Genomic DNA, 23,482 nt, shown 5'->3' with positions numbered 1-23,482 from the left:
TGCTTTACGATTACGAAATATAACCCATAATCTGCGAAATCACCGTTTTGCTGTCTTCGGGCTGGCGGCAAATAATGAGGATGGTGTCATCCCCGGAAATGGTTCCCATAATCTGCGGCCAATCAATATTGTCGATCAAAGCAGCGACGGAATTTGCCGTACCCGGCAAACACTTCATTACAACCAAATTACCGGAAAAATCAATCTGTACGAAGTTGTCCACCAGCACGCGCTTGAGCTTCTGAACCGGATTATAACGCTGGTCCGTTGGAAGTGAATATTTATATCTGCCGTCATCCATCGGCACCTTGATCAGCAGGAGCTCCTTGATATCACGAGACACCGTAGCCTGGGTTACCTGAAAACCGGCGTCGCGCAGTGCTTCAACTAGCTCGTCCTGTGTTTCTATTTCCTTTTGCGTAATAATCTCGCGAATCTTGATATGTCGTTGTCCCTTCATTGTTGCCTCCCGTATTTAAAAAATTAAGCTTAATTGGATTCACCATCGTCTTTACCGAGCTCAATCACATGGATTGCCGCAGCCGCCATATTGACATACAGCACACCGCTGCATTCGGGGTAGATCAGCAGATAAGGCAGCAAATAATCACGCAGCCCGCTGCCGGTGAAATCCAGCGGCTTGCGGGGTCGGGCAAGAATCACCATATAGAAGGACCCGTCCTCTTTGGCAGCAACATAATCGATAAATATCCTGCTGTACATCGCCGCTCCATTGACCCGGAATGACAGAGGAATCTTCAATTTGCCGCCAATCACCTCGTACCCGGCCTCTTCCAGATAATCGATGGCCGGGTGCGGGAGAATATCCTTATTTATCGGAATCTTATCTTTTATTAATGAACGCGGAGAGCCCTCCAGCCATACATACAATCTGTATAACAAGCCAATGGCAACCGCGATCCCAATCACCGTCATGACGATCTTGTCAGAGCTACCTGCCATATCCATCACCTCGGAGATTTATTCGCGCGTCCCCCTGCAAAATCCTCCCCAATGACAAAAGAAACTCACCGTCGTGAGTTTCCATGAGTTGTATTGACACTAAATGTGGCGTTAGCCTCCTTGATGACCTTATCGGCCAGCACAGCAAAGCTGACGTCAGCAGACAAAGCTTCCACAATAGCAGATGGTTCTCCGGCTTCCACTGCCGCAGACTCGCTAACCGGCTCAAGCCGCCAGTGAGCCAGGAACTCCACATTGCCCTCACCGCCAGTAATCGGCGAGAAAGTCAGGTTCTGAAGACTATAGCCCAGTCCGGCTGCCATCGAAAGCACATTGACCAGCACTTCCTTATGTACAGCAGGCTCACGAACTACGCCCGACTTCCCAACCTTCTCCCGGCCTGCTTCAAACTGCGGCTTGATCAGCGCGGCAATATCTGCCGGACGATTCAACAGCGCCATCAGCGGAGGGAGAATGATTTTGAGGGAAATGAATGATACATCGATGCTGGCAAAATCGGGCACTGGCCCCTTAAGGTCCGGGGGCGTCATATAACGGAAGTTGGTCCGCTCCATAACACTCACCCGTTCATCGTTGCGCAGCGACCAGTCCAACTGGTTGTAGCCGACATCAATGGCATAGACATGACTGGCACCATTCTGCAACGCACAGTCCGTAAACCCTCCGGTGGAAGAACCAATATCCAGCATATTCCGTCCGGTAAGATCAATCCCAAAGGTACGGAGTGCTTTCTCCAGCTTCAATCCACCTCTGCTAACATAGGGATGGACAGCCCCTTTGACCTTCAGCACGGATTCGCGCGGCACCTTCATGCCCGGCTTCTCGATCCGCTCTTCATCCGCGAGAATTAGGCCAGCCATAATGGCGGCCTTGGCTTTTTCACGACTTTCAAAATACCCCTGCTCCACGAGCAGTACATCTATCCGTTCTTTACGGTGTTCCATGGTCATCTCCCATTGTTCAAAGGATGCGGGTTGCAGCTTCCGGTCTTCTCAGGAAGACGAAGTGTTCTTGTATGAAAAGGCGCGCAGAGCGATCATCGACTTGATACGTTTGCACAGTGCTTCAACGGTAAGTCCCGCAACCTGGCGCTGATCTTTGATCGAACCATGCTCCACGAAAATGTCCGGCACACCCATTGGATGAACCCTGACATCGTATAGTTCATGCTCCGCGTAGAATTCCAGCACAGCGCTGCCCAAGCTGCCGGCTTGACTTGCTTCTTCCAGTACGACCATGCTTGTTCCGGCATGAGCGAGGTCCAGCAGCATCGAGTTGTCCATCGGTTTCAGGAAACGTGCATTGACCACGCCGACCTGAATACCTTCACGCTTCAACAGCTCTGCTGCTTCTTCTGCAAGCTGGACCATTGGTCCACAGGCTACAACCGCGTATTCATCACCCGGACGCACCCGTTCCCAGGTACCAATCGGTATGGTATGCAGCTCTTCATCAAGAGGAACACCCGTGCCATTGATCCGTGGATAACGATAAGCAATCGGTCCGTCATTATAATCTATGGCCGTCTTCATCATATGGCGCAGTTCATTCTCATCCTTAGGCATCATCAGCACGATGTTCGGAATATGGCGCATAAAGGCAATATCGTATACCCCTTGATGCGTCTCTCCATCGGCGCCGACAAAGCCGGCCCGGTCGATCGCGAACATGACATTAGCATTATGACGGCAAATATCATGCACAATCTGGTCGTACGCCCGTTGCATAAAGGTCGAATAGACCGCGAATACCGGCTTCATACCCTCCATCGCCAACGCAGCACAAAGAGTAGCAGCATGCTGTTCGGCAATGCCGACATCAATCATCCGGTCCGGGAATTCCTTGGCAAACGGGAACAGTCCAGATCCGCCTGGCATTGCAGGCGTAACGGCAACCAGACGTTTATCCTCACGCCCCAGCTCGATTAGCGTTTTGCCAAATACTTCGGTGTACATCGGGTTGCCGACCGCTTTAAGCACCTGGCCGGATTCGATCTTATAAGGAGAAATCCCGTGCCATTTATAAGAGTCGGCTTCCGCTGGCTTGTAGCCCTTACCCTTCGTAGTAAGCACATGCACAAGCACAGGGCCGTTGACATTATCGGCCTGGTGGAAGGCTTCGATCACTTTCTCCAGATCGTGGCCATCTACAGGTCCAAGATAAGTAAAGCCCAGCTCTTCAAAAAGAACACCAGGAACCATCATATATTTAAGGCTGTCCTTCACCCACTCCGCCGTTTTGGCGAGGCGGTCCCCGATGGCAGGGATTTTCTTGAGCAGTCCTTCAACTTCGTCTTTAGCGCGCAAGTAGTGGCGGTCTGAACGGATCTTGCTCAAATAATTGTGCATCGCTCCGACATTCGGCGCAATGGACATTTCATTGTCGTTCAGAATTACCATTAGTTTACGCTTTTCGTGTCCAATATGATTCAGTGCTTCAAAAGCCATACCGCCCGTCAAAGCTCCGTCGCCGATCACTGCGATCACCTTGTTGTCTTCGCCTTTCAAATCCCGGGCCATCGCCATGCCCATGGCTGCTGACAACGAGGTGCTGCTGTGTCCGGCTTCCCAGACATCATGCTCACTCTCAGATCGCTTGACGAATCCGCAGAGCCCCTCGTGCTTGCGCAGCGAATCGAAGCGATCCTTGCGACCAGTCAATATTTTGTGGACATAAGCCTGATGCCCAACGTCGTATATCATTTTGTCCCAGGGACTGTCATAGCAGTAATGCAGGGCCAGCGTGAGCTCCACGACTCCCAGGTTAGATGCAAGATGCCCTCCGGTTACAGATAGCTTTTCAATCAGGAAATGACGAATTTCCTCCGCAAGAACACCGAGTTCTTCGATTGATAGCATTTTCAACTGCGCAGGCTCATTTATTTGTGGAAGCAGCACGTGTATTCCCCGCTTTCCTAGTTGTTGTAAAATATATAAATCCCATTATAACACAAACGAAACGGCTGTCGAAGTACAGCCGTTTCCGTATTTGATTCTAATGATCCCGCTTCATGAGATAATCGGCGATCTCCAGCAGCCTGCTGGCGTCGGTAAAACCGCCGCCCAGCACGGCTTTCCGGGCTGCCAGCGTCAATCGCTCCACCTCGGATTTCGAAGCCTCAATCCCGATAAAAAAAGGATAAGTGACTTTTTGCTGCTCGATGTCACTGCCTGTTTTTTTGCCGAGCTTGCCTTCGTCGCCGATCAGATCCAGAATATCGTCCTGAACCTGAAAGGCCAGTCCAATATTTGTTCCAAACTCCCGTAGGGCCGCCAACTGCTGCTCATCTGCGCCCGCGATCCGTCCTCCGGCCAAGAGCGAGAAGATAAACAGATCTCCAGTCTTGTGTTCATGGATGTAGCGAAGCTGCTCTAAGTTGGTCAAGCCTTGCTCACCCTCCATATCGGCCACTTGACCGCCGACCATTCCGCGTGGACCGGCCATTTCAGCCAGTTCCTCTACAATGGCAAGCGAGCTCTCCGCCGGAATACCATGGCGCCGCGTAGCTTGTACAATGCTGTAGAACGCATGGGTTAGTAGTGCGTCTCCGGCCAAAATGGCTGTCGCTTCGCCGAACACCTTGTGATTCGTCAACTTGCCGCGCCGGTAATCATCATTGTCCATGGCTGGCAGGTCGTCGTGCACCAGTGAATACGTATGTACCATTTCGATGGCTGCGGCCACAGGAAGCGCTGCAGTTCGTGATCCACCCAGTGCTTCACAAGCTGCGACGACAAGCAGTGGCCGCAGGCGTTTGCCCCCGGCCATCAGCGAATACTGCATCGCCTTATGCAAGTTTTCGGGGACAAACCATGCTTCTGGGATGGTTGCCTCCAGTTCAGTAGTGACCAGATCATTAATTATCGCAATGTAGGACTCAATGGGTTCCCGCAGGGGCTCCCCGGCGTTCCCTTCAGGACTGCTGTCAAAAGGACTCATCGCCGACCCCTTCCAGACCGCCAAACGGCTTCTTGCGCAGTTCGCCGTCTTCTTCTACTATCATCTCAATCTTGCGTTCTACCTGCTCAAGCTTGTTACCGCACAGCTGGGACAGCTTCATCCCCTGCTGAAATAAATCGATGGCCTTTTCCAGGGGGACATCGCCGTGCTCAAGCTCCCGCACGATTTCCTCCAGACGGTCCATCGCTCCTTCAAAATCCAGTTCCGCTTCCTTTGTCATCGTCTTTGCCATCCTCCTTCATTCCCCATACCTGGCAATTCAGTTCACCATCATTCAGCTTAACCACCACAAGGTCGCCGAGCGCTACATCATTCAGCGACTTGACCAAGTGCTGTTGTCCTTCGTCGTAGACGAGGCTGTAGCCTCTCGACATGACTTTGAGCGGGCTTAGCGCGTCGAGGTGGCGCATCTCCGCCACATAGCTCGAGCGCTTGTCCCGCAGCCGTGCCCCTATCGCGCCGATCAGTTCGCGGCGTAAGCCTTCGGCGCGCTGCCTGGCGGCGATCACGCCATCACGCGGATGGAAGCGCTGCAGGCTGTGCCGCAGCACCGCTTCACGCTCTCGCGCGCGCCGCAGGCGCGCATCTGCCGCGCTGGAAAGCCGCTGGCGCAGCATGTCGAGCTGCTGCGTATGCTGCAGCAGATACCGGCGCGGGTTGACCAGCACCGGCGAGCGCTGCAGCGAAGCCAGCCGCTCGCGTCCGCGCTGGGCGCGCCGCTGCAGCCCCTGGCGCAGCCTGCGCTGCTGCTGGCGAAGCTGCGCCGCCAGCTCGGCGGCATGCGGCACCGCCAGTTCCGCCGCCGCGGTAGGCGTCGCCGCCCGGAGATCGGCGGCGAAGTCGGCAATCGTAAAATCGGTCTCGTGGCCAACGGCCGAAATGACCGGGATATCCGATGCCGCAATCGCACGGGCGACGATCTCCTCATTGAACGCCCAGAGCTCCTCCAGAGAGCCCCCGCCGCGGCCAACGATCAAGACGTCTGCTTCACCCATAGCGTTCAGTGTCTTGATCGCCTTTACGATGGAAGGCGCAGCGCCTTTGCCCTGCACCGTCACCGGGTACAGCACAACTGCGGCTTGCGGGTATCTCCGCTGAAGCGTGATCATAATGTCCCGCACGGCTGCGCCGGTCGGGGAAGTTACGACCCCGATGCAGCGAGGCAGCCTTGGTAGTGGAGACTTGCGTTCCGCCGCGAACAACCCCTCTTGCTCCAGCTTTGCCTTCAGCTGTTCATAAGCAAGATACAGACTGCCAATGCCATCCGGCTGCATGTGCGTTGCATAGAACTGGTATTGCCCATCCCGCTCATATACAGTCACATTGCCTCTGGCAATAACCCGGGAGCCTTCCTTTGGCACAAAGGGTAAACGCTGATTGTGGGACGCGAACATGATCGCCTTGATACGGCTGCTCTCGTCCTTCAGTGTGAAATACATATGTCCGCTGCCGTGATGTGTAAAGTTGGAGATTTCACCACGTATCCATACATCCGACAGAAGATGATCCGAGTCCAGCTTCATGCGGATGTAACGGTTAAGTTCCTTAATGGAATAGACTTGCCGCTCTGCCGCCATGATTCCTACCTATTCCAGTCCGTGACGGCGTTTCGCTGCAATCAGCGTATTCCCCATCAGCATCGTAATCGTCATAGGGCCCACGCCGCCCGGTACGGGTGTAATATGGCCAGCAACTTCTTTCGCACTTTCATAGTCAACGTCACCGGCAAGTTTGCCAGAGTCCAAACGGTTCATACCAACATCAATGACGATAGCGCCCGGCTTCACAAAGGATGCATCAATGAAGTTAGCACGTCCAATCGCGACTACCAAGATATCAGCCTGACGGCTGAGCTCCGTAATGTTAGCTGTACGGGAATGACACATAGTAACCGTAGCATTCTCACGTTGCAACAGCAGGGATACCGGCTTGCCAACAATATTACTGCGACCGATAACCACGGCATGCTTACCGGAAATCTCGGTTCCTGTACGCTTGATCAACTCTATGACACCAGCAGGTGTACATGGAAGAAGGCTATCATCGCCAATAACCAGATTACCCACATTCACCGGATGGAAACCGTCAACATCCTTTTCCACAGCAATCGCATCAATAACGGCTTTTTCTTCGATATGTCCCGGCAATGGCAATTGCACAAGAATTCCGTCAATGTCATCACGTTGATTCAACTGTTCTACCAGCGCCAACAGATCTTCCTGTGAAGTCGAGGCATCCAGTCTATGTACTTCGGAATGGAAGCCTAAGCTAATGCAGGATTTCTCCTTATTGCGAACATATACTTGCGATGCTGGATCTTCCCCTACAAGCACAACGGCAAGGCCTGGCTTAACCCCGCGTTCCACGAGCCCAGCAACCTCCCGGGCAATGTCGATGCGAATTTCGTCGGATACTTGTTTACCACTGATGATTGCTGCTGTCATGAAAATCTCTCCTCTTTGGTAGGCTTTGATTGATTTTATATTATAAATTGAACCTGTTTTGGGGCTCAAGTCAAAATCAGAGGTCAACATTAAAGTTCTTTCCTGATTCTAAAGATAACTCCTAATTCCAGCTTAATTTATTTAAAAAAAGTTAATAGCTCTACACAAAACATGGCGTGCTTTCAAAACCTGAGCTTGCAATACTTAGTTTCGGAACAAAGGCAATATTGCACCTTAAAAGTTAGGAATTTCGTGTGTAATGTACATTAAGAGCAATAACCGTACTTAATCTAAAAGCTTTACTTCTCTAAGACTAAAGTAGAACATTTTAGCATACGATAATGCTCCTAAATCATACATTCACCTGTTTCTTGCTAAATTAGCATCCTCAACGTTTAATCAATTATTGAAGATGATCCGCTTTGAGTGTGTCCAATTCCTGAATCATCTTACCCAGTACCCCGTTGACGAACTTACCGGAATCCTCGGTACCGAAATGCTTGGCCAGATCAATGGCTTCGTTGACGGAGACCTTGGCAGGAACATCGCTTGCGAATACCATTTCAAAAGTCGCCAGACGCAAAATTTGGCGGTCCACACGCGACAGACGGCTCATTTGCCAGCCCTTCAAATAATATTCCAGCATGTCATCGATCGCTACCTTGTGCTCCCAAACGCCATTCACATGGTCTACTACATAGTGCTTCAGTTCAATCTCATCGGTAATGACACGTTCCGTCTCATTCTCCTCCGAAGCTTCTTCCAGCAGCATTTCTACCGCCTCAGCACTGTCCACATCATTCATTTCCATTTGGTACAGGCTTTGTACAATAATTTCTCTAGCTAAACGTCTCTTCATGTGTTCCTCCTAAAATCTTGTTTCGCATATCTTTATTTTAAGCCCAAATTCAGCACATTTTATCCCTATATAAGTCGAACTTAAGATCTAACTTAAGGCTCAGTCGTCATTGCGGTGATGTTTGGACTTCCGGTCGCTGTTGTCCCCAGATTTCTTATTTATTAACCGCTTTTAGCGGTTGAAATCCGGAAACAAAGGCGAACGCTTCGCTCCTACAGTTCCAAACTTCCCCTTCGTTCCTTCCCGCTTTTATTAATTTCTTTTATTCGTCTTATATATAGGACACAGATATTATCGCAACTGCGACAAGAGCCTTCTCTCCACAAAAAAACCGCGTGATCTTTCTTCCGGGGCAACGAACATCAACAGACCTGCAATTCCTGCTTCGGGAGAAAGACTATCGCGGTTCATTTGAAAGGACGCCAGCGTCCAGACAACCACTCTACCAGCTCCTGCCATCTAACCATAGGAGACTGCGCGTGATCGTCCTTCCTTTTGCCAAGCGTATATCCGATGAACACTACCAGTGCAAAGAACAGCATATCCCAAAAACCACTAATCAAATAAATCAAACCGAGAATGACCCCGAAGGAGACTCCGGCGATCCTACCCCCGTGACTTTCCCATACTTCTCTCCAGGACATAGGGGAAACCCACCTCTATTCCACTCGACTTTTGAAGCTTGGAGACTGTGACAGGTTGGCAATATATACGGACACATCCGCGACCGGTATGCCAGTCGTTTCCTGCACGAAATCATGCACCTGACGCTGAACTTCCGTGGTCAGCAGCGGGAGCGAATGCTCTCCGTCCACTACCGCGCGGATCATGATTTCCAGACCCGCCTGAGAGACGCGGATACGCGACTTCAGATCGCGGATGCCTTTCACCTTACCGGCAGCCTTGAGACTGAGGTTCTCAATCGTTTCCATGGAGATCTGGATATCCCCATACTCTGTGCGCTGATCCACCGAAGGCAAAGTTGCCCGGTCGCGTCGCATGGAGATATAGAAGAAACGAATGCTGAGCAAGAACAGGATCACTGAGATCGTGATCGCAACAATGTAAATTGCCGGCCCATCCTTAATCTCCACCGTTCTGGGGATGGCTCCGCTCAAGAGGAGGATGGCAATTACAGATAATATTCCGATGCTAAGGCTGTAGATGAACAGCAGAAGCCTGTCCAAAATTTTTGCCACGAGTCTCATAACCTCCTTAAATTAGAGTAAACCCTCGACGTTGCTGTCGGGGGTTTATAGAAGAACGGGTGGCTATTATTTCACGCGAAGCACGGCTTCGACATCCTCGTTCTTTTCTACAGTGGTGCTCTTGAACTGCACATCATGAATATGAACATTGACTTCCACAACGGTAAGCCCAGTCATGGTCTCGATGGAACGCTTAACATTGCGCTGAATCTCCGCCGCCACTTCAGGAAGACGGTTGCCGTACTCGATGATTACGGATACATCCACCGCTGCCTCGCGTTGACCAACCTCTACCTTCACACCTTTGGACAGGTTCTTGCGTCCGAGAAGCTCCACAATTCCTCCAGCAAATCCACCGCTCATACCGGCTACACCTTTAACTTCTACTGTAGCCAAACCTGCGATTACCTCGATTACTTCCGGGGCAATTTGGATTTCACCGATTTCCGTCCGTTCGAATTCCGTCGGCAATGTACTCATCTTAGCCTTCACACCTTTCAACATGTTGTTCATGATTTCAAGCTTAAAGCACGTCTCTTATTAAACATACTATATCATTTGGCGAACTTTATGACAAACAAAGCAAAGTCGTCCTAAACTTCATACTCTTCCAGGAATTTAATGTCAAAATTCCCGTCCAAGAACACAGGATGTTCAAGCAGTTTTTGATGGAACGGAATCGTCGTATGAATACCTTCCACCGCGAACTCGCCCAGAGCGCGCTTCATCTTCGCAATAGCTTCCTGACGGGTCGGTGCCCAGACGATCAGCTTCGCAATCATGGAATCATAGAATGGTGAAATAGTATACCCAGGATAGGCGCCACTGTCTACGCGAACGCCAAGACCACCCGGTGGCAGATAAAAGCCGATTTTGCCCGGTGAAGGCATGAAATTCTTCTCAGGATCTTCGGCATTGATCCGGCATTCAATGGACCAGCCGTTAATCACAATATCCTCTTGCTTGAAGGAAAGCGGATTGCCTTCAGCTACGGAAATCATTTCTTTGATAAGATCAACACCGGTAACCATTTCTGTAACCGGGTGTTCAACTTGAATCCGGGTATTCATTTCCATGAAGTAGAAATTACCATCCGGACCTAGCAGAAATTCCAGTGTACCTGCTCCGGAATAGTTCACGGCAAGCGCCGCACGTACGGCCGCATCACCCATGGCCTCACGAATTTCCGGTGTCAGTACGGCGCAAGGCGCTTCCTCCACCAATTTCTGACGGCGGCGCTGCACAGAGCAGTCCCGTTCGCCCAGATGGACAACATTGCCATGCTTATCGGCAATAATCTGTATTTCGACATGCTTCATTCCCGTCAGGAATTTCTCCAGATAGACTCCGGCGTTACCGAAGGCTTTCTGTGCTTCCTGCTGGGCTGCAGTAATCTGCTTCACCAAGGATTCTTCATCCTCAGCAATCCGGATGCCCTTGCCTCCGCCGCCCGCTGTTGCCTTAACGATGATCGGATACCCGATCTCACGGCCCAGCGCTACAGCTTCCTCTACATCACCCACAAGGCCATCAGAACCCGGGATAACCGGAACTCCGGCCTGCTTCATGGTGTCTTTCGCCACAGCCTTGTCACCCATACGCGTAATCGCTTCCGGGGAAGGCCCGATAAAGGTAATATTGCAAGACTCGCAAATCTCCGCAAAATCAGCGTTCTCCGCGAGAAATCCGTATCCCGGATGAATAGCATCGCATTCGGTCAACGTGGCAACACTCATAATATTAGTAAAGTTCAGATAGCTGTCCTTGGATGGCATCGGTCCAATGCAGTAGGCCTCATCTGCCAGACGGACATGCAGTGAGTCCCTGTCGGGCTCGGAATAGACCGCCACGGTGGAAATGCCGAGTTCACGGCAGGCCCGGATAATGCGGACCGCTATTTCTCCACGGTTGGCAATCAGCACTTTTTGAATGTTCATGCGTTTCCTCCCAAAAGTATTGCGGAGCCTTAGCTCCGCATGATTTACGGCATATTATTCCGGTTTAACCAAGAACAGCGGCTGGCCGTATTCCACAAGCTGGCCGTTCTCGACCAGAACGGATACGATTTCGCCTTTCACTTCCGCTTCCAGTTCATTCATCAGCTTCATAGCTTCGATAATGCATACTGTTGTCTTGGCATTGACACGGTCGCCGACAGATACAAACGACGGCGTTTCAGGAGATGCGGCACTATAGAAGGTACCGACCATCGGAGACACGATTGTATGTAATGTGCTTTCTGCAGGAGTAGACGGAGTCTGTACCTGAACAGGTGTCTCAATTACAGTTGGCTGGACCGCTGGTTGCTGCGGAACAGGCTGTTGCAGAACAGGCTGCGTCAGAGGATAGGCATAAGGAACCGCTGTTCCGTCGGCCTCAGGGCGTTTCGGTTTGCGGATAGCCAGTTTCATTCCTTCGCTGTCAATCTCCAGCTCATGTACGGAGGATGTCTGGTCCAGCAATTTAATCAATTCCTTAATTTCGCTTAATTTGAACATAAAATCAGTTCACTCCTTCAGCTTTCTCTCGAAACCGCTCTTCTTCGCGGACAAGATAACTTTAAGTATTATATCATAAACGCTAGAAATGGAAAGAGCCCGGGATAACCCGAGCTCTTTCGCTATTTTCTTTGTTTTTTCTCATCGTTTACTGCTGGGAGACGTATTGCACGCTGACCTTGTCCTGAGTGACACTAAGTTCCTTCATGACCAGGTCTACAATGCTCACCGCCTGCTTTACATCCAGCTTGTCACTCTGAACGATCACTTTGTAGAAATTGTTACTGTCTTCCTTGACGATGGCCTCGCCATATTTTTGTTGAAGCTGCTCTTCGATATTAGTGATTTTGGACTCTTTGTCTTCCAGCGCATGCAACTGTTCTTGAGCTACAGCATTCTCAGCTGGCGTCTTATCCATATCGTTGATCAGAGCCATCAGATCGCGGTATTGCTTCTGATTATTTTGCGCACGCTCGTACATGTAATTGTTGAATAAACTGCTTGCAGAGACACTTTGAGACGCGACTTCGTCCAGGACATCGGCATCTTTCTTGGCTGGTGTTTTCTCATCTGCTACTGCGGTTTTCTTATCGGTACTCTTGTCGCTGCTGTTCTTGCTGTCAGCAGTTGCTTTGTTACCGTCAGATTTTTTATCCCCAGCAGCTGATTTATCGGCTGTCTTATCTGAAGTACCGGTGCTGGCCGCTGCATTGTTACTGTTATCGGCAGCTTTGCTGCTGTCCTCAGTAGTTGCTGCTGCGCTGTCATCTAATGTTGCAGGGTCTTGTGCAGTTGTCTGAGCGGTAGCATCTGCATCGCCGGTAACATCACCTTGGGTCACCACTTCATTGACCTCGAAGCCTTTATCAAGAATATTATTTGCGGAGGTTCCCTTAGCTGTGCCATCCACCTGCATGCTGCCCGCCGTCTCCTTCGGAACTGAAGCACCAGAGTCTTCTGTGAATAAATAATACGCGGATAAGACCACCATCAAGCTGAGCATCGATACTAACCAAATCGTTTGTCTTTTGCCGTTCATTCCTTATTCCTCCTTTTATGCTTTCCTTCTTCTATTCCTGCTTGCGCGGCACTACGGAAATCCTGTAGCTCGGTACATTCAGACCCTTCTGGACTGCCTGCTCAATCAAGCTGCGGACAACCTTGTTCTCTGCCCCTTTGGCCACTACCAGCACACCGCGCACCTGAGGTTTAACCCGCTTCGTTATGATCGGGGTCTGATCGCCGGACTGGGTGTAGGTTACGATCTCGCCGTCTCTTGTGTACTGCGTCGTATGACGCTTTCCCCCGTTGGCATCCGTCTCTTCACTGCTCTGCTGAGAGTCTTTGACATCTCGTTGCACGACGATTTCCTCGGTAGAATCAACGGTGACCATAATATCCACTGTCCCCACACCGACGATTTTCTCCAGAATTTCCTTGGTGCGGTCTTCCATAGCCTGTTCTATGCCGGAAAAAGAATTGCTGACCGCCGGATCAGCCTGCTGGATAGTCGCCTGTGAACTACCGGAGCCGGGCGGCTCCCGCCCTGTATTCTCGCTGTCGATCTTCTTCACATTCACAAAAGAATTAAACAGCATGATCGCCGCGCCCAATAAGCCCAGAATAATCAGCCAGCGGAACGTATGGCTCCGCTTCGGGCTTCCCTGTCCGCCCCCGGCCCACTGTTCCAGCTTTTTCAACCAGTTGCCCATCCCTGTATCCCTCCTTCATTGTTTGGCATATTGTCGATGCTTGGCCTCACAGCTTTGTGTCGCCTGCGCTTTGATCTTGTATGTGGATGACCTCCGGATCGAGATCCCATCTTTGCTTCAGCAGCTGAGTGATTAACTTTGCTTCTTCCTTTGATTCCCCGCTCTCGCCGGCACTGCCCTTTACTCCCGTGTGCCCGGTTTGGGCTGGCGCTGCACTTGGCGTGCCTCCTATAGACACCTCTACAGCTTCCACAGGGGCGATGACAATCGGCTGGGAGACCGCTGCGCCGGAAGCACCTCCCTTCCCCCCTGAAGGGGAATGGGCTGCAGGCAGCGCTACCGTTACACCTGAGATCACCGGGACGTCTCCACCGTTTCCCCCAGGCGGCTTGCCCATCGCCAGCGAGACAGTTACACGGACACCTCGTACGCCCATTTCACTTGCGATCTGATCTCGCATCTGTCCGGCTACTTCCTCGGCCGCCAGCTTGAGACTCTGCTCCTGACGGCCCTGGGCTAACTTCTGTCCGTCCGCCAGAATCTTTTCCAGCGAATCCGTCCCCTTGCCAGTGCTTGTGAACATTCCGCCTGTCTTCTCTTGCTGACTCATCGCCAAGCTAAGCTCCTTAGCAGCGTCTCCCTTCAGCAAGGAGACGACGGGGTTCAACAGGGTGAGCAGGATCAACAGGCTGAGCACCAGTCTGGCATAACGCTCCATGGACTTGCTAGGAAGCAGCAACTCCACGAAAGCCGCCAGCAATACTACCAGGATGATCTCACGCAGCCAATCGCTTAACCAAGTCATCGTCTCCCTCCCAAAAGTGTGCTGCTGATGCTGCATCCCGGAATCCTCTGCTGCAATCCGGCTTCAGAAGCACCGCCTGCACTCACCTCATCATTACCGTGACATTGCCTGCGGTCAGCATAATCGTGACGGCCAGGAAGAACATCAGCGAGACTGCAGCCAAGGCGGCGAACACATACACCATACTTTTTCCAATCGTCTGCAGGCAGGTTACGATCGGTGTCTCGCCGAGCGGCTGCATAACAGCGGCAGCAACATTATAGATGAGTGCAAGCACCAGGATTTTGATTGCCGGAAACGCACAGAGGAACAAAATAATGATAACTCCCGACAATCCAATGGCGTTCTTCACCAGCAGTGAAGCAGAAATGACGGTGTCCGTGGCATCCGCGAACATTTTACCGATGACCGGAACAAAATTTCCCGTTATATACTTTGCAGCCCTGATCGTAACCCCGTCAGTGACCGAGCTGGTAATGCCCCTGACGGATATGACGCCCAGAAACACAGTCAGCAGTACCCCCAGCAGCCCGGCACCGATATTGCGCAGCAGATTGGCTAGTTGGGTAAGCTTGTATTTCTCGGACAACGAGCTGACCAGATGCAGCACGGCCGAGAAGAATAGCAGCGGGAAAACCATGGTGTGAATTAAGGTGCCGACCGTATGGATCATGAACACAATTAGTGGATGAGTGACCGAGACCGTGATGATGTTCCCCATAGAAGCGAGAAGCGCGAAGAGCAGAGGAATCATCGCCATCATGAAATCAATCATCCTGTCGATCGCATCCTTGGCATAACCGATAGCAATATTGAAACTGTTAACGGCAATGACGAGCACTACCATATAACAGAGGGTATACGCGACTTTACTGACGGTTTTACGTTCAAAAGCGGTCTGCAGCGTCTCCAGGATCATGCTCATCACACTGATCATGACAATGGTGACGAGGAGCTTGCCGTTATACAGTACCTCGTGCCACATGTACGCCCCGAGACCTGACAGCACCCCTTTCATGCTGAGTCCCTTGTCACCTGGCAGCAGCATATCCATGAGGGTAGGGGTGGCCCCGTCCGGGAAAAATCCGCCGTAATCCTTCATCAGCTGATCCCAGTATTTGTCCACTTTATCTTTGGGAAGGCTCTCTACCTGGCTTTTCACCCATTGATCCACCGGCGATGAGCTTCCTGCTGGAGTAGGCGCTGGCGAAGCAGCGGCGCTCCCGGCACACCACAGCATCACGAGGCAGGGGAGCAGAAGCAGTATGATTTTGAACGGCGGAGGGCGAAACTTGCGGCGCTCCGGCATGGCTTCTCCTCCCTGTTCCTCTTTCGCGTTCGTAGTTATTTAAGACCCTATGCGGGCAAAAGCTTCATGACCGTTTCAATAATAATGCTGATAATGGGCACGGCCAGCACCATGATCAGTATTTTTCCAGCCAGCTCAATCTTTGAGGCAATCGATTCCTGGCCTGCGTCACGCACCACCTGGGCGCCAAATTCGGCAATGTAGGAAATCCCGATAATTTTGAAGATGGTCTTCAGGTAGATCATTTCCATCCCGGAGGATTCGGCGATCCGCTCCAGCGTGGAGAGGACCATCCCGATTTTGCCAATCAGGAGCAGAAAGATCAGAACTCCTGTGGCAGCTGTGAGCAGGAAGGCGAACATCGGCTTCTGTTCCTTCAGGACGAGTATCAATATGGTCGACATGAGCCCGATCCCTACAACTTGAATGATCTCCATGACACGCCGCGCCTATTGAAAAAGAAAGATCGTTTTGATTTCCTGGAGCAGTCCGTCCAGCATGCGGATGACCATGAACAGCACGACGACGAACCCGATGACTGTGACCCAATGGGCGATATCCTCTTTGCCCATCTGCTTCAGCACGGTATGAATCATGGCGATGATGATGCCAATGCCGGCAATTTGGAAGATGGCATTCACTTCAATATTCATTCCTGGCACCTCGCTAAAAGATCAAAATGACGATCAATGCTCCAAGCAGCAGACCCAGGCTTTTGCTCATCGTTTCGTATTTGCCCTGATCTTCTCTGGCCGCCGTCTCTTCCTGCTTTAATTGCTGCAAAGCCAGCGCGATATGGTTGCTCTGGTTCGACCTGTCGCTGGTGCCAAGCGTACAGCTTAGCTGCCTTATAACTTCTTTCTCCGCGCCCTTCAGCGCTGCGGCCTTCCAGTGTGCCTCCATAGCCCGGCCGAAGGCCTCCTCGGCGCTGCGATCATGCGGCGGAGACATTTCCTCCGCAGCTTGGACAAACAAGGCTCTCAGCGGCTCCTTGCACTGCTGTCCAATCCGCCGCAGCGCTTCCGGCAGCGGCGTAAAGCCGTACATGATCTCGGTCTCCAGCCGCTGCAGGGCGGCGATCAGGCTACGGATGTTCCGGGGACGGTCGGCATACTGCCTGGCCCGCTGGAACCCGGCCAATGTACCGGCTAGCACGACCAGCACGGCGCCGAACAGTTTAAGCATGGCGTTCACCGCCTGTCCGCTCTCCCGGTGCGCCGGGAAGCAGCGCACGCTTCTGACTGTCCAGGACGCGGAAGGATAATCCCGCCTCACTGCGGTGGAGAATCACATAGCGCTCGAACATCCTGTGTTCGAGCAGACTGCCCAGCCCCGGTCTGCGGGCCAGCTCGGCCACTTCCTTACCGTGAGCGGAAGCCACGACTGTAATGCCTGCATGCAGCGCTTCAGTTACGGCATCGGCATCCTCGGGACGACCGATCTCGTCGGCAATAATGACATCTGGGGAGAGCGAACGAATCATCATCATCATTCCTTCCGCTTTGGGGCAGCCATCCAAAATGTCAGTGCGTGGGCCTACATCGAAGGCGGGGATCCCGCGTCTGCTTCCAGCAATCTCGGATCGTTCATCGACGATACCCACCTTGAGACCTTGCCGGCTCCCGCCTTGCCTGTTCTGGCTGCCCCCGGAGATCTGTCTGGCGAGATCGCGCAGCAGTGTGGTCTTGCCATGCTGGGGCGGCGAAAGGATCAGCGTATGCAGCACCCGCAGCCGACCTTTGTCCAGCAGATAAGGAAGCACACTGTCAGCCACACCCGGCACTTCACGTGCAATACGTACATTGAATCCGGTGATGTCGCGCAGATGTTCCACACCGCCCCCGCTCAATACAGTTCGTCCGGCCAGTCCAATCCGATGGCCTCCAGGAATCGTAATGAACCCCTTCCGCAGCTCTTCTTCCATCGTATACAAGGAATGGTTGCTGATCAGATCCAGCAGCCGGTGGCTATCCTCACGATCCGGCCGATAAGCTTCCTCTGGCTTTTGCGTGAGCCTACCATCGGCGCTTAGAAAGTGATACTTGCCGGAATAGTTGATTTCGAGAGGCCGCCCTTCGCGGACCCGGATTTCCTCTACCGCTGATAAAAGTTGCAAAGGAAGGCTTTTTAGCAGCATTCTTACTTTTTCAGGGAATAAGTGAAGCCAGTCATTTGCCATACAAGCTACCCCCAAGTTGTCCTCTACTTCTTCTGCTTTAGTTCATATTTATGCTTGTACCGGTCAAATATGACTATCATCTATCATTTTTTTAGAATTCCAATTAAGAGAAAGGCAACACCGCAGCCAATCCAGCCCAGCTTGCCCCAAGACAGTTCCTGTGCCATCCCGGTAAGTCCAATGGCCGTGGTCAGAATCAATATAGTGGGTCCAACTAAAGCCAGTGTAGAATTGACAGCCAACGCCTTATCCACCTGATTAAGCCTCAGCATAAGCAGCGCAGCTATAATCTCGGCACTGCCGGACAGCATTCTCAACACAGCCATCCAGCTTACATACTTGTCCAAATCCGCTCATCTCCTTCTGACAATATTAAAAACACTCTTGCTCCCTTTGAATTCTCTACTTCCAGCCATTATTCATGGATATGCGGGACGGGCCCGGATTAGACAGGAAAGAAAGGGAAGATTAAGGGGAAGACTGTGAAACAAATCATAGTGATCATTCCGATAAGAAAATATCATCAGTATGATAAATTTATTTTTTTACATAAGAAAAAAGAGGGGATATCGTATGTACGTTCGGAATTTATGGGCAGGACTAAGTGGCGCAGCTGCTGTGAAGCAGGCGCGAGAAGTAGCAATTATTATTATTTCGGCCTTTTTGGTCGCCAGCGGGCTGCGTCTGTTTCTGATTCCGCACCAGCTACTAAGCGGAGGAATAGCCGGGGCGGCATCCGTAGTGGGATATCTAACCAATCCGAAATATATCTCTATAATTTATTTTGCAATGAATTTACCGATTCTAGTGTGGGGCTTTGTCGCTGTGGGGAAGAAGTATATCTGTCTAAGCATGCTCTCGGTGGTGGCTACAACCTGGTTTATGACGATTATTCCGGTGGTAAGATTGACCAAAGATCCGATTCTGGCCAGTATTTTTGGCGGGGTGATTATTGCCTGTGGTGTTGGCTTTGCGCTGCGAGTGGGTGGTTCATCCGGGGGCTTTGATATTCTTGGCTCTATTATTACCCGCAAGCACGATATTCCGATGGGGTCGATCCTGTTCGTAATGGACGGAATTGTGATTCTGAGTCTTGGCTTCTTCAAAAGCTGGGATTCGGCCCTCTATGCCATGCTATGCATCTTCGTCAAGAGCCGGGTCGTGGATATGATACATATCCGCCACGTCAAACTGACCTGCTTCATCGTCACCAAGGAACGGGAGAAGATGCTGAATCGGCTCACGCTCCTGCCCCATGGGGTTACCGTAGTGAATGCGGAAGGTGGCTACAGCCACGAGGGAAATACCATGCTGATGACGGTCACAACCCGTTATGAGCTGTCAGAGCTTAGGAAGACGATCCTGGAGACCGATCCCAAAGCTTTCGTCAATGTGCTGGAGACGGTAGAGATTCTGGGTAGATTCAGAAGACTCAGCTAGTAATAGCACCCTATCTTTTCTCTCAAAATGAATATAAATGGCCTGCAGGAAGAGACTTTTCTCACAAGTCACTTTCGTGCAGGCCTTATTTGTTATAGACTTCGGGAAGTCTTCTAACCTGTGAAATTGCCAGCGGCCGCTGTTCCACTGAAATTTCTCGCCTGAACGTTGTTCAAGTTGTCGGTAACAGCAGCATTAGTGAAAATTTCGCAGGTATACTGAATCTGTCCTGTTGCAACATCCACAGCCGGGGGTACATCAACCGCATTAAATCCAATCATTTCATTTTCTCTGCTGAGCGCCACCCCAAAAGTCGTTGTAAAAATAACTGTGCCATTTCTGCGGACATTAATAGTGTTGGTATTGAACTGTGGATTATTTTCCGTTTTCACAAAACCTGACAAGAGCACACGAACATTGCCATGATTCTCCGGCAACACCCCGGCGGTCTGAATCCCAATATCACCGAATACAAAGGGCGTGGCAGCTAGCGGAATAGTTACCGGTGTCGAATCAGACGCAGCTTGATTGGAGACTCTCAAATCAATAAATTGAATAGTCATAAGTTTTTCACCTCCTGCTTGTATCATATGACTGAGAGAGTTGATTATCGTGGACTACCCTTTAAAACACATGCTTATCCGGTAGATTTATGCACATTTTCCAGGTTTCCCAAAGAGCATACGGGCAACTGAGATAATGCGTTTTCTTTTTCGCAAAAAAAGGGATGCCAACAGCCGTAATGGCTGCTGACATCCCTGTTTGTGTGCTCACGTATAACTTAACGGCGGTCTTGTGGTCCGCCAACAAAAGCTTGCTCAGTGGTATCCAAATTATAGGCGGTGTGAAGCGCCTGAATGATGTTTTGCAGATTGCCGGATTCAATGACACAAGATACCTTGATCTCGGACGTGCTCACCATCTTGATGCTGACGCCCTGATTGGAGATTACCTCGAACATTTGAGCTGCTACTCCAGGATGGCTGACCATGCCAGCGCCGACAATGGATACTTTAATAAGATTATCTTCGGAGGTCACTTCACGGTATGGCAGTGCGCTGTGCAGCTCCTTGATTACTCCCTTGGCACGGTCCAGATCATCCAGCGAGACGGTAAAGGAGAAATCTGCTTGCTCCCCTTGCACGCCACTCTGTACAATAATATCCACATCGATGCCTTCTCCGGCCAGCTTGCCGAAGACTTGTGCGAGTACGCCCGGCACATCAGGCACTCCCAAAATGCTGATCCGTGCCACGTTCTTATCGTAGGCAATACCGCTTACCACTACTCCCTGCTCCATGTTTGTTTCCTCCTTCACAACAGTACCTTCATTATGGTTAAAGCTTGATCTGACGACCAGCTTGACTTGATGACGTTTGGCATACTCCACGGCACGCGGATGCAGAACAGCAGCGCCCAGATTGGCGAGCTCCAGCATCTCGTCGTAAGAGATTTCCTTCAGTTTGCGCGCAGTCTTCACGATCCGCGGGTCAGTTGAGTAGATCCCGTCGACATCGGTGTAGATTTCACACACATCTGCTTTGATCGCAGCTGCAAGTGCAACAGCCGTTGTGTCAGAACCACCACGACCCAGCGTGGTGATCTCACCGTCCACAGTCATCCCCTGGAATCCGGCAACGATGACAATCTGGTTCTTCTCCAGAGACTCCAGCACGCGGCCAGGCAAAATTTCGTTAATGCGAGCGCGTCCGTGCGTCTCATCCGTACGGAATCCAGCCTGCCAGCCTGTATAGGACACAGCGTCCCGGCCAATTCCATGCAGCGCGATAGACAACAGAGCGACAGAGATCTGCTCACCCGTAGTCATCAGCATATCCATTTCACGCGCTGGTGGCTGAGCGTTCAGTTCCTTCGCCTGATCAATTAAATCATCTGTCGTATCACCCATGGCGGATACAACTACAACACAGCGGTGGCCCTCATCCTGCTTCTGTGCAATACGTCCTGCGACCCGCTTCATACGTTCGATGTCGCCGACGGAGCTGCCCCCGAATTTCATAACATAAAGTGACAAAGTCCCATTCACTCCCTATTTCGGTCTATGTAGTATCTTGCTTTCAGTTTCCCGCTTTAAATCAGTATAATACGAAATTAGTGTTATGCGTTAATGGTTTCACAAAAAAATATCCGGGCAATTCTTGGATTGTCCGGAATCAGGCCCCTCACAGGGCCATTTTAACAGGAAAATGATTGTTCGGGAAACCCAAACACGTACAAGCCCCGCCGCTAATGCGGGGGGCTTGTACGCAATAAAGTCTGATATGGAACACTCTCCCTTACGACTACGCGCGGGAGATGTATTTACCTTCGCGGGTATCGATCAGAAGAACATCGCCTTCGTTGATGAACAGAGGCACTTGTACAGTGTGGCCAGTCTCAAGCTTAGCAGATTTAGTAGCACCTTGAGCGGTGTTACCTTTCACGCCTGGCTCAGTTTCAGCAACCTTCAGCTCTACGCTGGTAGGCAGGTTGATCCCAAGGATCTCGCCTTGGTAGCTTACAATGTTCACAGTCATGTTTTCTTTCAGGAAGTTAAGTTCCCATTCAAGCTGCTTGCTGGACAGTTCGAATTGATCGTAAGTTTCGTTGTCCATGAATGCGTGCTCCGAACCGCTGGCATACAGGTACTGTACACCACGGTTTTCGATGATCGCGCGGCCGATAGTTTCGCCTGCACGGAAGGTACGCTCAACAGTGTTACCGTTACGCAGGTTTTTAAGCTTGGAGCGTACGAATGCCGCACCTTTACCTGGCTTAACATGCTGGAAATCAAGAACGGTGAAGATATCTCCGTCCACCTCTACGGTCAAACCTGTTTTGAAATCGTTAACTGAAATCACAAATACCCCTCCTGAAATCAATAATTATAATGGAACCCTGATGAGAAAATATAGTCTTCCCGTTCGAAAGCTACTCATGGGCTTAAAGCCAACTTACAAAATGGTGTACTCTTTGGACGAGTGCGTCAGCAGCGAAATGCCGCTTTCCGTAATCACTACATCATCTTCAATGCGCACGCCGCCGAGACCCGGCAGATAAATTCCCGGCTCTACGGTAACTACCATGCCTGGCTCCATAATCTCATCACTGAGCTTGGAGAGACGTGGCCATTCATGCACTTCCATGCCAAGGCCATGGCCGGTGCTGTGTCCGAACTGCTCGCCGTATCCATAACGCGTAATGATATCACGCGCCAGTGCGTCGCATTCACGTCCGGTCATACCCGGTTTGATATTTGCCAGCGTATGTAGCTGAGCCTCCAGCACAATATCATAAATCTCTTTCAGCTTCGGATCAGGCGATCCTAGCGCAATGGTCCGCGTCAGGTCGGAGCAGTAGCCGTCAAGCAGAGCACCAAAGTCCAAAGTTATGAACTCGTTCCCCTTAATCACACGACTGCTCGCCACACCATGCGGCATCGACGAACGTTCACCGGAAGCGACGATCGTATCAAAGGACGAAGACGTTGCTCCATGGGTACGCATGTAGAATTCCATCTCCAGATCCACATCACGTTCGGTCATGCCCGGTTTGATCACATTCAGAATATGGCGGAAAGTATCATCCGCGAGCGCGCCGGCCCGTCTCATGACAGCCAACTCTTCTTCATCCTTGTAGGTACGCAGGTTCTCAACAGCCTTGGATACCGGAACCAGCTCAGCCGGCTTTAAGGCTTCCGCATAAGCTGTATAAGCGCTGTAAGCCACTTGATCCTGTTCAAAGCCAATACGCACATTGTTGCCTGCTGGCAGCAATTCACGTACCGTATCTAGAAACTTGGAAGCGTGCTCTACCACTTTTAATCCGTTTGATTGATCCGCTGCCTGTGTCATATACCTGAAGTCTGTCAGCAAGTAAGCCTCGTCACCTGTGACGAGCACATATCCTGACGACCCGGTAAATCCGCTCAAATAGCGGCGGTTGATGTCGCTGGTAATTAAGATCGCATCCAAACCTTGATCCAGCAAAGCCTTGCGCAGCTTGGAGACACGCTTGTTGCCCATTTTCATTCTCCTCTCAAAATAGCCACATTGTATTTTAACATAGGGTTATGCCCTTGAGA

The 23,482-nt window shown here is 51.1% G+C and carries 28 protein-coding genes; 1 reads left to right on the top strand and 27 read right to left on the bottom strand.

Features of this window, described 5'->3' with window-relative positions:
• Nucleotides 1-10: 10 nt before the first annotated feature.
• The 23 genes from ahrC to HPT30_RS19750 form a co-directional block, all read right to left on the bottom strand.
• Nucleotides 11-460 carry a transcriptional regulator AhrC/ArgR gene (gene ahrC, locus HPT30_RS19860; RefSeq protein ID WP_175373063.1) on the bottom strand — a complete coding sequence of 150 codons (450 nt, stop codon included), beginning with the start codon at nucleotides 458-460 and terminating at the stop codon, nucleotides 11-13.
• Between the two features lie 29 nt (nucleotides 461-489).
• Nucleotides 490-963, bottom strand: a complete 474-nt coding sequence (locus HPT30_RS19855; RefSeq protein ID WP_175373062.1) for a hypothetical protein — start codon at nucleotides 961-963, stop codon at nucleotides 490-492.
• Nucleotides 964-1,028: 65 nt separating this feature from the next.
• Nucleotides 1,029-1,928, bottom strand: a complete 900-nt coding sequence (locus tag HPT30_RS19850; protein ID WP_175373061.1) for a TlyA family RNA methyltransferase — start codon at nucleotides 1,926-1,928, stop codon at nucleotides 1,029-1,031.
• A gap of 48 nt (nucleotides 1,929-1,976) precedes the next feature.
• Nucleotides 1,977-3,881: a 1-deoxy-D-xylulose-5-phosphate synthase gene (dxs, locus tag HPT30_RS19845; protein ID WP_175373060.1), complete on the bottom strand. Its 1,905-nt coding sequence runs from the start codon at nucleotides 3,879-3,881 to the stop codon at nucleotides 1,977-1,979.
• 97 nt (nucleotides 3,882-3,978) lie between these two features.
• Nucleotides 3,979-4,923 carry a polyprenyl synthetase family protein gene (locus HPT30_RS19840; protein ID WP_175373059.1) on the bottom strand — a complete coding sequence of 315 codons (945 nt, stop codon included), beginning with the start codon at nucleotides 4,921-4,923 and terminating at the stop codon, nucleotides 3,979-3,981.
• Nucleotides 4,910-5,164: an exodeoxyribonuclease VII small subunit gene (gene xseB, locus HPT30_RS19835; protein ID WP_066363700.1), complete on the bottom strand. Its 255-nt coding sequence runs from the start codon at nucleotides 5,162-5,164 to the stop codon at nucleotides 4,910-4,912. Before xseB ends, HPT30_RS19840 begins: the two co-directional genes overlap by 14 nt.
• Nucleotides 5,136-6,521, bottom strand: coding sequence for an exodeoxyribonuclease VII large subunit (xseA, locus tag HPT30_RS19830; RefSeq protein ID WP_175373058.1), 1,386 nt, complete (start codon nucleotides 6,519-6,521; stop codon nucleotides 5,136-5,138). Before xseA ends, xseB begins: the two co-directional genes overlap by 29 nt.
• 9 nt (nucleotides 6,522-6,530) lie before the next feature.
• The gene (gene folD, locus HPT30_RS19825) at nucleotides 6,531-7,388 is read right to left on the bottom strand and encodes a bifunctional methylenetetrahydrofolate dehydrogenase/methenyltetrahydrofolate cyclohydrolase FolD (protein WP_175373057.1); all 858 of its coding nucleotides are present in this window, start codon (nucleotides 7,386-7,388) and stop codon (nucleotides 6,531-6,533) included.
• Between the two features lie 403 nt (nucleotides 7,389-7,791).
• The gene (gene nusB, locus HPT30_RS19820; RefSeq protein ID WP_066363708.1) at nucleotides 7,792-8,247 is read right to left on the bottom strand and encodes a transcription antitermination factor NusB; all 456 of its coding nucleotides are present in this window, start codon (nucleotides 8,245-8,247) and stop codon (nucleotides 7,792-7,794) included.
• 407 nt (nucleotides 8,248-8,654) lie between these two features.
• Entirely contained in the window at nucleotides 8,655-8,891 is a 237-nt protein-coding gene (locus tag HPT30_RS19815) for a DUF2273 domain-containing protein (protein ID WP_066363711.1), read from the bottom strand.
• Between the two features lie 15 nt (nucleotides 8,892-8,906).
• Entirely contained in the window at nucleotides 8,907-9,446 is a 540-nt protein-coding gene (amaP, locus tag HPT30_RS19810) for an alkaline shock response membrane anchor protein AmaP (protein WP_175373056.1), read from the bottom strand.
• 75 nt (nucleotides 9,447-9,521) lie between these two features.
• Complete coding sequence (locus HPT30_RS19805; protein ID WP_175373055.1) at nucleotides 9,522-9,935, bottom strand: Asp23/Gls24 family envelope stress response protein; 414 nt, start codon at nucleotides 9,933-9,935, stop codon at nucleotides 9,522-9,524.
• 113 nt (nucleotides 9,936-10,048) lie between these two features.
• Nucleotides 10,049-11,392 carry an acetyl-CoA carboxylase biotin carboxylase subunit gene (gene accC, locus HPT30_RS19800; protein ID WP_175373054.1) on the bottom strand — a complete coding sequence of 448 codons (1,344 nt, stop codon included), beginning with the start codon at nucleotides 11,390-11,392 and terminating at the stop codon, nucleotides 10,049-10,051.
• Nucleotides 11,393-11,446: 54 nt separating this feature from the next.
• Nucleotides 11,447-11,953, bottom strand: coding sequence for an acetyl-CoA carboxylase biotin carboxyl carrier protein (gene accB, locus HPT30_RS19795; RefSeq protein WP_175373053.1), 507 nt, complete (start codon nucleotides 11,951-11,953; stop codon nucleotides 11,447-11,449).
• 148 nt (nucleotides 11,954-12,101) lie between these two features.
• Nucleotides 12,102-12,992, bottom strand: a complete 891-nt coding sequence (locus HPT30_RS19790) for a SpoIIIAH-like family protein (protein WP_175373052.1) — start codon at nucleotides 12,990-12,992, stop codon at nucleotides 12,102-12,104.
• Between the two features lie 31 nt (nucleotides 12,993-13,023).
• Nucleotides 13,024-13,665, bottom strand: a complete 642-nt coding sequence (spoIIIAG, locus tag HPT30_RS19785; RefSeq protein WP_175373051.1) for a stage III sporulation protein AG — start codon at nucleotides 13,663-13,665, stop codon at nucleotides 13,024-13,026.
• 46 nt (nucleotides 13,666-13,711) lie between these two features.
• Nucleotides 13,712-14,470, bottom strand: a complete 759-nt coding sequence (gene spoIIIAF / locus HPT30_RS19780) for a stage III sporulation protein AF (protein WP_175373050.1) — start codon at nucleotides 14,468-14,470, stop codon at nucleotides 13,712-13,714.
• 82 nt (nucleotides 14,471-14,552) lie between these two features.
• Nucleotides 14,553-15,779, bottom strand: a complete 1,227-nt coding sequence (gene spoIIIAE / locus HPT30_RS19775) for a stage III sporulation protein AE (RefSeq protein ID WP_175373049.1) — start codon at nucleotides 15,777-15,779, stop codon at nucleotides 14,553-14,555.
• Between the two features lie 47 nt (nucleotides 15,780-15,826).
• Entirely contained in the window at nucleotides 15,827-16,216 is a 390-nt protein-coding gene (gene spoIIIAD, locus HPT30_RS19770) for a stage III sporulation protein AD (protein WP_066363745.1), read from the bottom strand.
• A 12-nt stretch (nucleotides 16,217-16,228) separates the two neighbouring features.
• Complete coding sequence (gene spoIIIAC / locus HPT30_RS19765) at nucleotides 16,229-16,432, bottom strand: stage III sporulation protein AC (protein WP_025335735.1); 204 nt, start codon at nucleotides 16,430-16,432, stop codon at nucleotides 16,229-16,231.
• 13 nt (nucleotides 16,433-16,445) lie between these two features.
• Nucleotides 16,446-16,964 (bottom strand): stage III sporulation protein SpoIIIAB, encoded by a 519-nt coding sequence (gene spoIIIAB, locus HPT30_RS19760; RefSeq protein WP_175373048.1) that lies wholly within the window; start codon nucleotides 16,962-16,964, stop codon nucleotides 16,446-16,448.
• On the bottom strand, nucleotides 16,957-17,958 hold the full coding sequence (gene spoIIIAA / locus HPT30_RS19755; RefSeq protein WP_175373047.1) for a stage III sporulation protein AA: 1,002 nt from the start codon (nucleotides 17,956-17,958) through the stop codon (nucleotides 16,957-16,959). Before spoIIIAA ends, spoIIIAB begins: the two co-directional genes overlap by 8 nt.
• An 83-nt stretch (nucleotides 17,959-18,041) precedes the next feature.
• Nucleotides 18,042-18,305 carry a YqhV family protein gene (locus tag HPT30_RS19750; RefSeq protein ID WP_376767049.1) on the bottom strand — a complete coding sequence of 88 codons (264 nt, stop codon included), beginning with the start codon at nucleotides 18,303-18,305 and terminating at the stop codon, nucleotides 18,042-18,044.
• Nucleotides 18,306-18,531: 226 nt separating this feature from the next.
• Between HPT30_RS19750 and HPT30_RS19745 the strand changes: the two genes are divergently transcribed.
• A complete protein-coding gene (locus HPT30_RS19745) occupies nucleotides 18,532-19,398 on the top strand; it encodes a YitT family protein (RefSeq protein WP_175373046.1) in 867 nt (288 codons plus the stop codon).
• 113 nt (nucleotides 19,399-19,511) lie between these two features.
• Here HPT30_RS19745 and HPT30_RS19740 read toward each other — a convergent pair whose 3' ends face one another.
• The 4 genes from HPT30_RS19740 to HPT30_RS19725 form a co-directional block, all read right to left on the bottom strand.
• Complete coding sequence (locus tag HPT30_RS19740) at nucleotides 19,512-19,961, bottom strand: hypothetical protein (protein ID WP_175373045.1); 450 nt, start codon at nucleotides 19,959-19,961, stop codon at nucleotides 19,512-19,514.
• Nucleotides 19,962-20,179: 218 nt separating this feature from the next.
• Nucleotides 20,180-21,433: an aspartate kinase gene (locus tag HPT30_RS19735; protein ID WP_175373044.1), complete on the bottom strand. Its 1,254-nt coding sequence runs from the start codon at nucleotides 21,431-21,433 to the stop codon at nucleotides 20,180-20,182.
• A 268-nt stretch (nucleotides 21,434-21,701) separates the two neighbouring features.
• Nucleotides 21,702-22,259, bottom strand: a complete 558-nt coding sequence (efp, locus tag HPT30_RS19730) for an elongation factor P (RefSeq protein WP_175373043.1) — start codon at nucleotides 22,257-22,259, stop codon at nucleotides 21,702-21,704.
• Nucleotides 22,260-22,352: 93 nt separating this feature from the next.
• A complete protein-coding gene (locus HPT30_RS19725; protein WP_175373042.1) occupies nucleotides 22,353-23,423 on the bottom strand; it encodes a M24 family metallopeptidase in 1,071 nt (356 codons plus the stop codon).
• Nucleotides 23,424-23,482: the final 59 nt, after the last annotated feature.

The organism is Paenibacillus agri (assembly GCF_013359945.1).
GTDB classification, from domain to species: Bacteria; Bacillota; Bacilli; order Paenibacillales; family Paenibacillaceae; genus Paenibacillus_AQ; species Paenibacillus_AQ agri.
The sequence above is the reverse complement of the archived record's forward strand: the minus strand, read 5'-3'. Positions and strand labels throughout refer to the sequence as shown.

Coding starts and splice junctions, on each gene's coding strand:
- HPT30_RS19840 (WP_175373059.1), bottom strand. CDS start 4,923: ATGAGTCCTTTTGACAGCAGTCCTGAAGGGAACGCCGGGGAGCCCCTG.
- spoIIIAC (WP_025335735.1), bottom strand. CDS start 16,432: ATGAATATTGAAGTGAATGCCATCTTCCAAATTGCCGGCATTGGCATC.
- spoIIIAE (WP_175373049.1), bottom strand. CDS start 15,779: ATGCCGGAGCGCCGCAAGTTTCGCCCTCCGCCGTTCAAAATCATACTG.
- xseA (WP_175373058.1), bottom strand. CDS start 6,521: ATGGCGGCAGAGCGGCAAGTCTATTCCATTAAGGAACTTAACCGTTAC.
- spoIIIAA (WP_175373047.1), bottom strand. CDS start 17,958: ATGGCAAATGACTGGCTTCACTTATTCCCTGAAAAAGTAAGAATGCTG.
- HPT30_RS19790 (WP_175373052.1), bottom strand. CDS start 12,992: ATGAACGGCAAAAGACAAACGATTTGGTTAGTATCGATGCTCAGCTTG.
- accB (WP_175373053.1), bottom strand. CDS start 11,953: ATGTTCAAATTAAGCGAAATTAAGGAATTGATTAAATTGCTGGACCAG.
- ahrC (WP_175373063.1), bottom strand. CDS start 460: ATGAAGGGACAACGACATATCAAGATTCGCGAGATTATTACGCAAAAG.
- HPT30_RS19850 (WP_175373061.1), bottom strand. CDS start 1,928: ATGGAACACCGTAAAGAACGGATAGATGTACTGCTCGTGGAGCAGGGG.
- accC (WP_175373054.1), bottom strand. CDS start 11,392: ATGAACATTCAAAAAGTGCTGATTGCCAACCGTGGAGAAATAGCGGTC.
- HPT30_RS19805 (WP_175373055.1), bottom strand. CDS start 9,935: ATGAGTACATTGCCGACGGAATTCGAACGGACGGAAATCGGTGAAATC.
- HPT30_RS19725 (WP_175373042.1), bottom strand. CDS start 23,423: ATGGGCAACAAGCGTGTCTCCAAGCTGCGCAAGGCTTTGCTGGATCAA.
- HPT30_RS19740 (WP_175373045.1), bottom strand. CDS start 19,961: ATGACTATTCAATTTATTGATTTGAGAGTCTCCAATCAAGCTGCGTCT.
- xseB (WP_066363700.1), bottom strand. CDS start 5,164: ATGACAAAGGAAGCGGAACTGGATTTTGAAGGAGCGATGGACCGTCTG.
- HPT30_RS19745 (WP_175373046.1), top strand. CDS start 18,532: ATGTACGTTCGGAATTTATGGGCAGGACTAAGTGGCGCAGCTGCTGTG.
- spoIIIAD (WP_066363745.1), bottom strand. CDS start 16,216: ATGGAGATCATTCAAGTTGTAGGGATCGGGCTCATGTCGACCATATTG.
- spoIIIAF (WP_175373050.1), bottom strand. CDS start 14,470: ATGACTTGGTTAAGCGATTGGCTGCGTGAGATCATCCTGGTAGTATTG.
- spoIIIAB (WP_175373048.1), bottom strand. CDS start 16,964: ATGCTTAAACTGTTCGGCGCCGTGCTGGTCGTGCTAGCCGGTACATTG.
- folD (WP_175373057.1), bottom strand. CDS start 7,388: ATGACAGCAGCAATCATCAGTGGTAAACAAGTATCCGACGAAATTCGC.
- HPT30_RS19855 (WP_175373062.1), bottom strand. CDS start 963: ATGGCAGGTAGCTCTGACAAGATCGTCATGACGGTGATTGGGATCGCG.
- nusB (WP_066363708.1), bottom strand. CDS start 8,247: ATGAAGAGACGTTTAGCTAGAGAAATTATTGTACAAAGCCTGTACCAA.
- HPT30_RS19815 (WP_066363711.1), bottom strand. CDS start 8,891: ATGTCCTGGAGAGAAGTATGGGAAAGTCACGGGGGTAGGATCGCCGGA.
- spoIIIAG (WP_175373051.1), bottom strand. CDS start 13,665: ATGGGCAACTGGTTGAAAAAGCTGGAACAGTGGGCCGGGGGCGGACAG.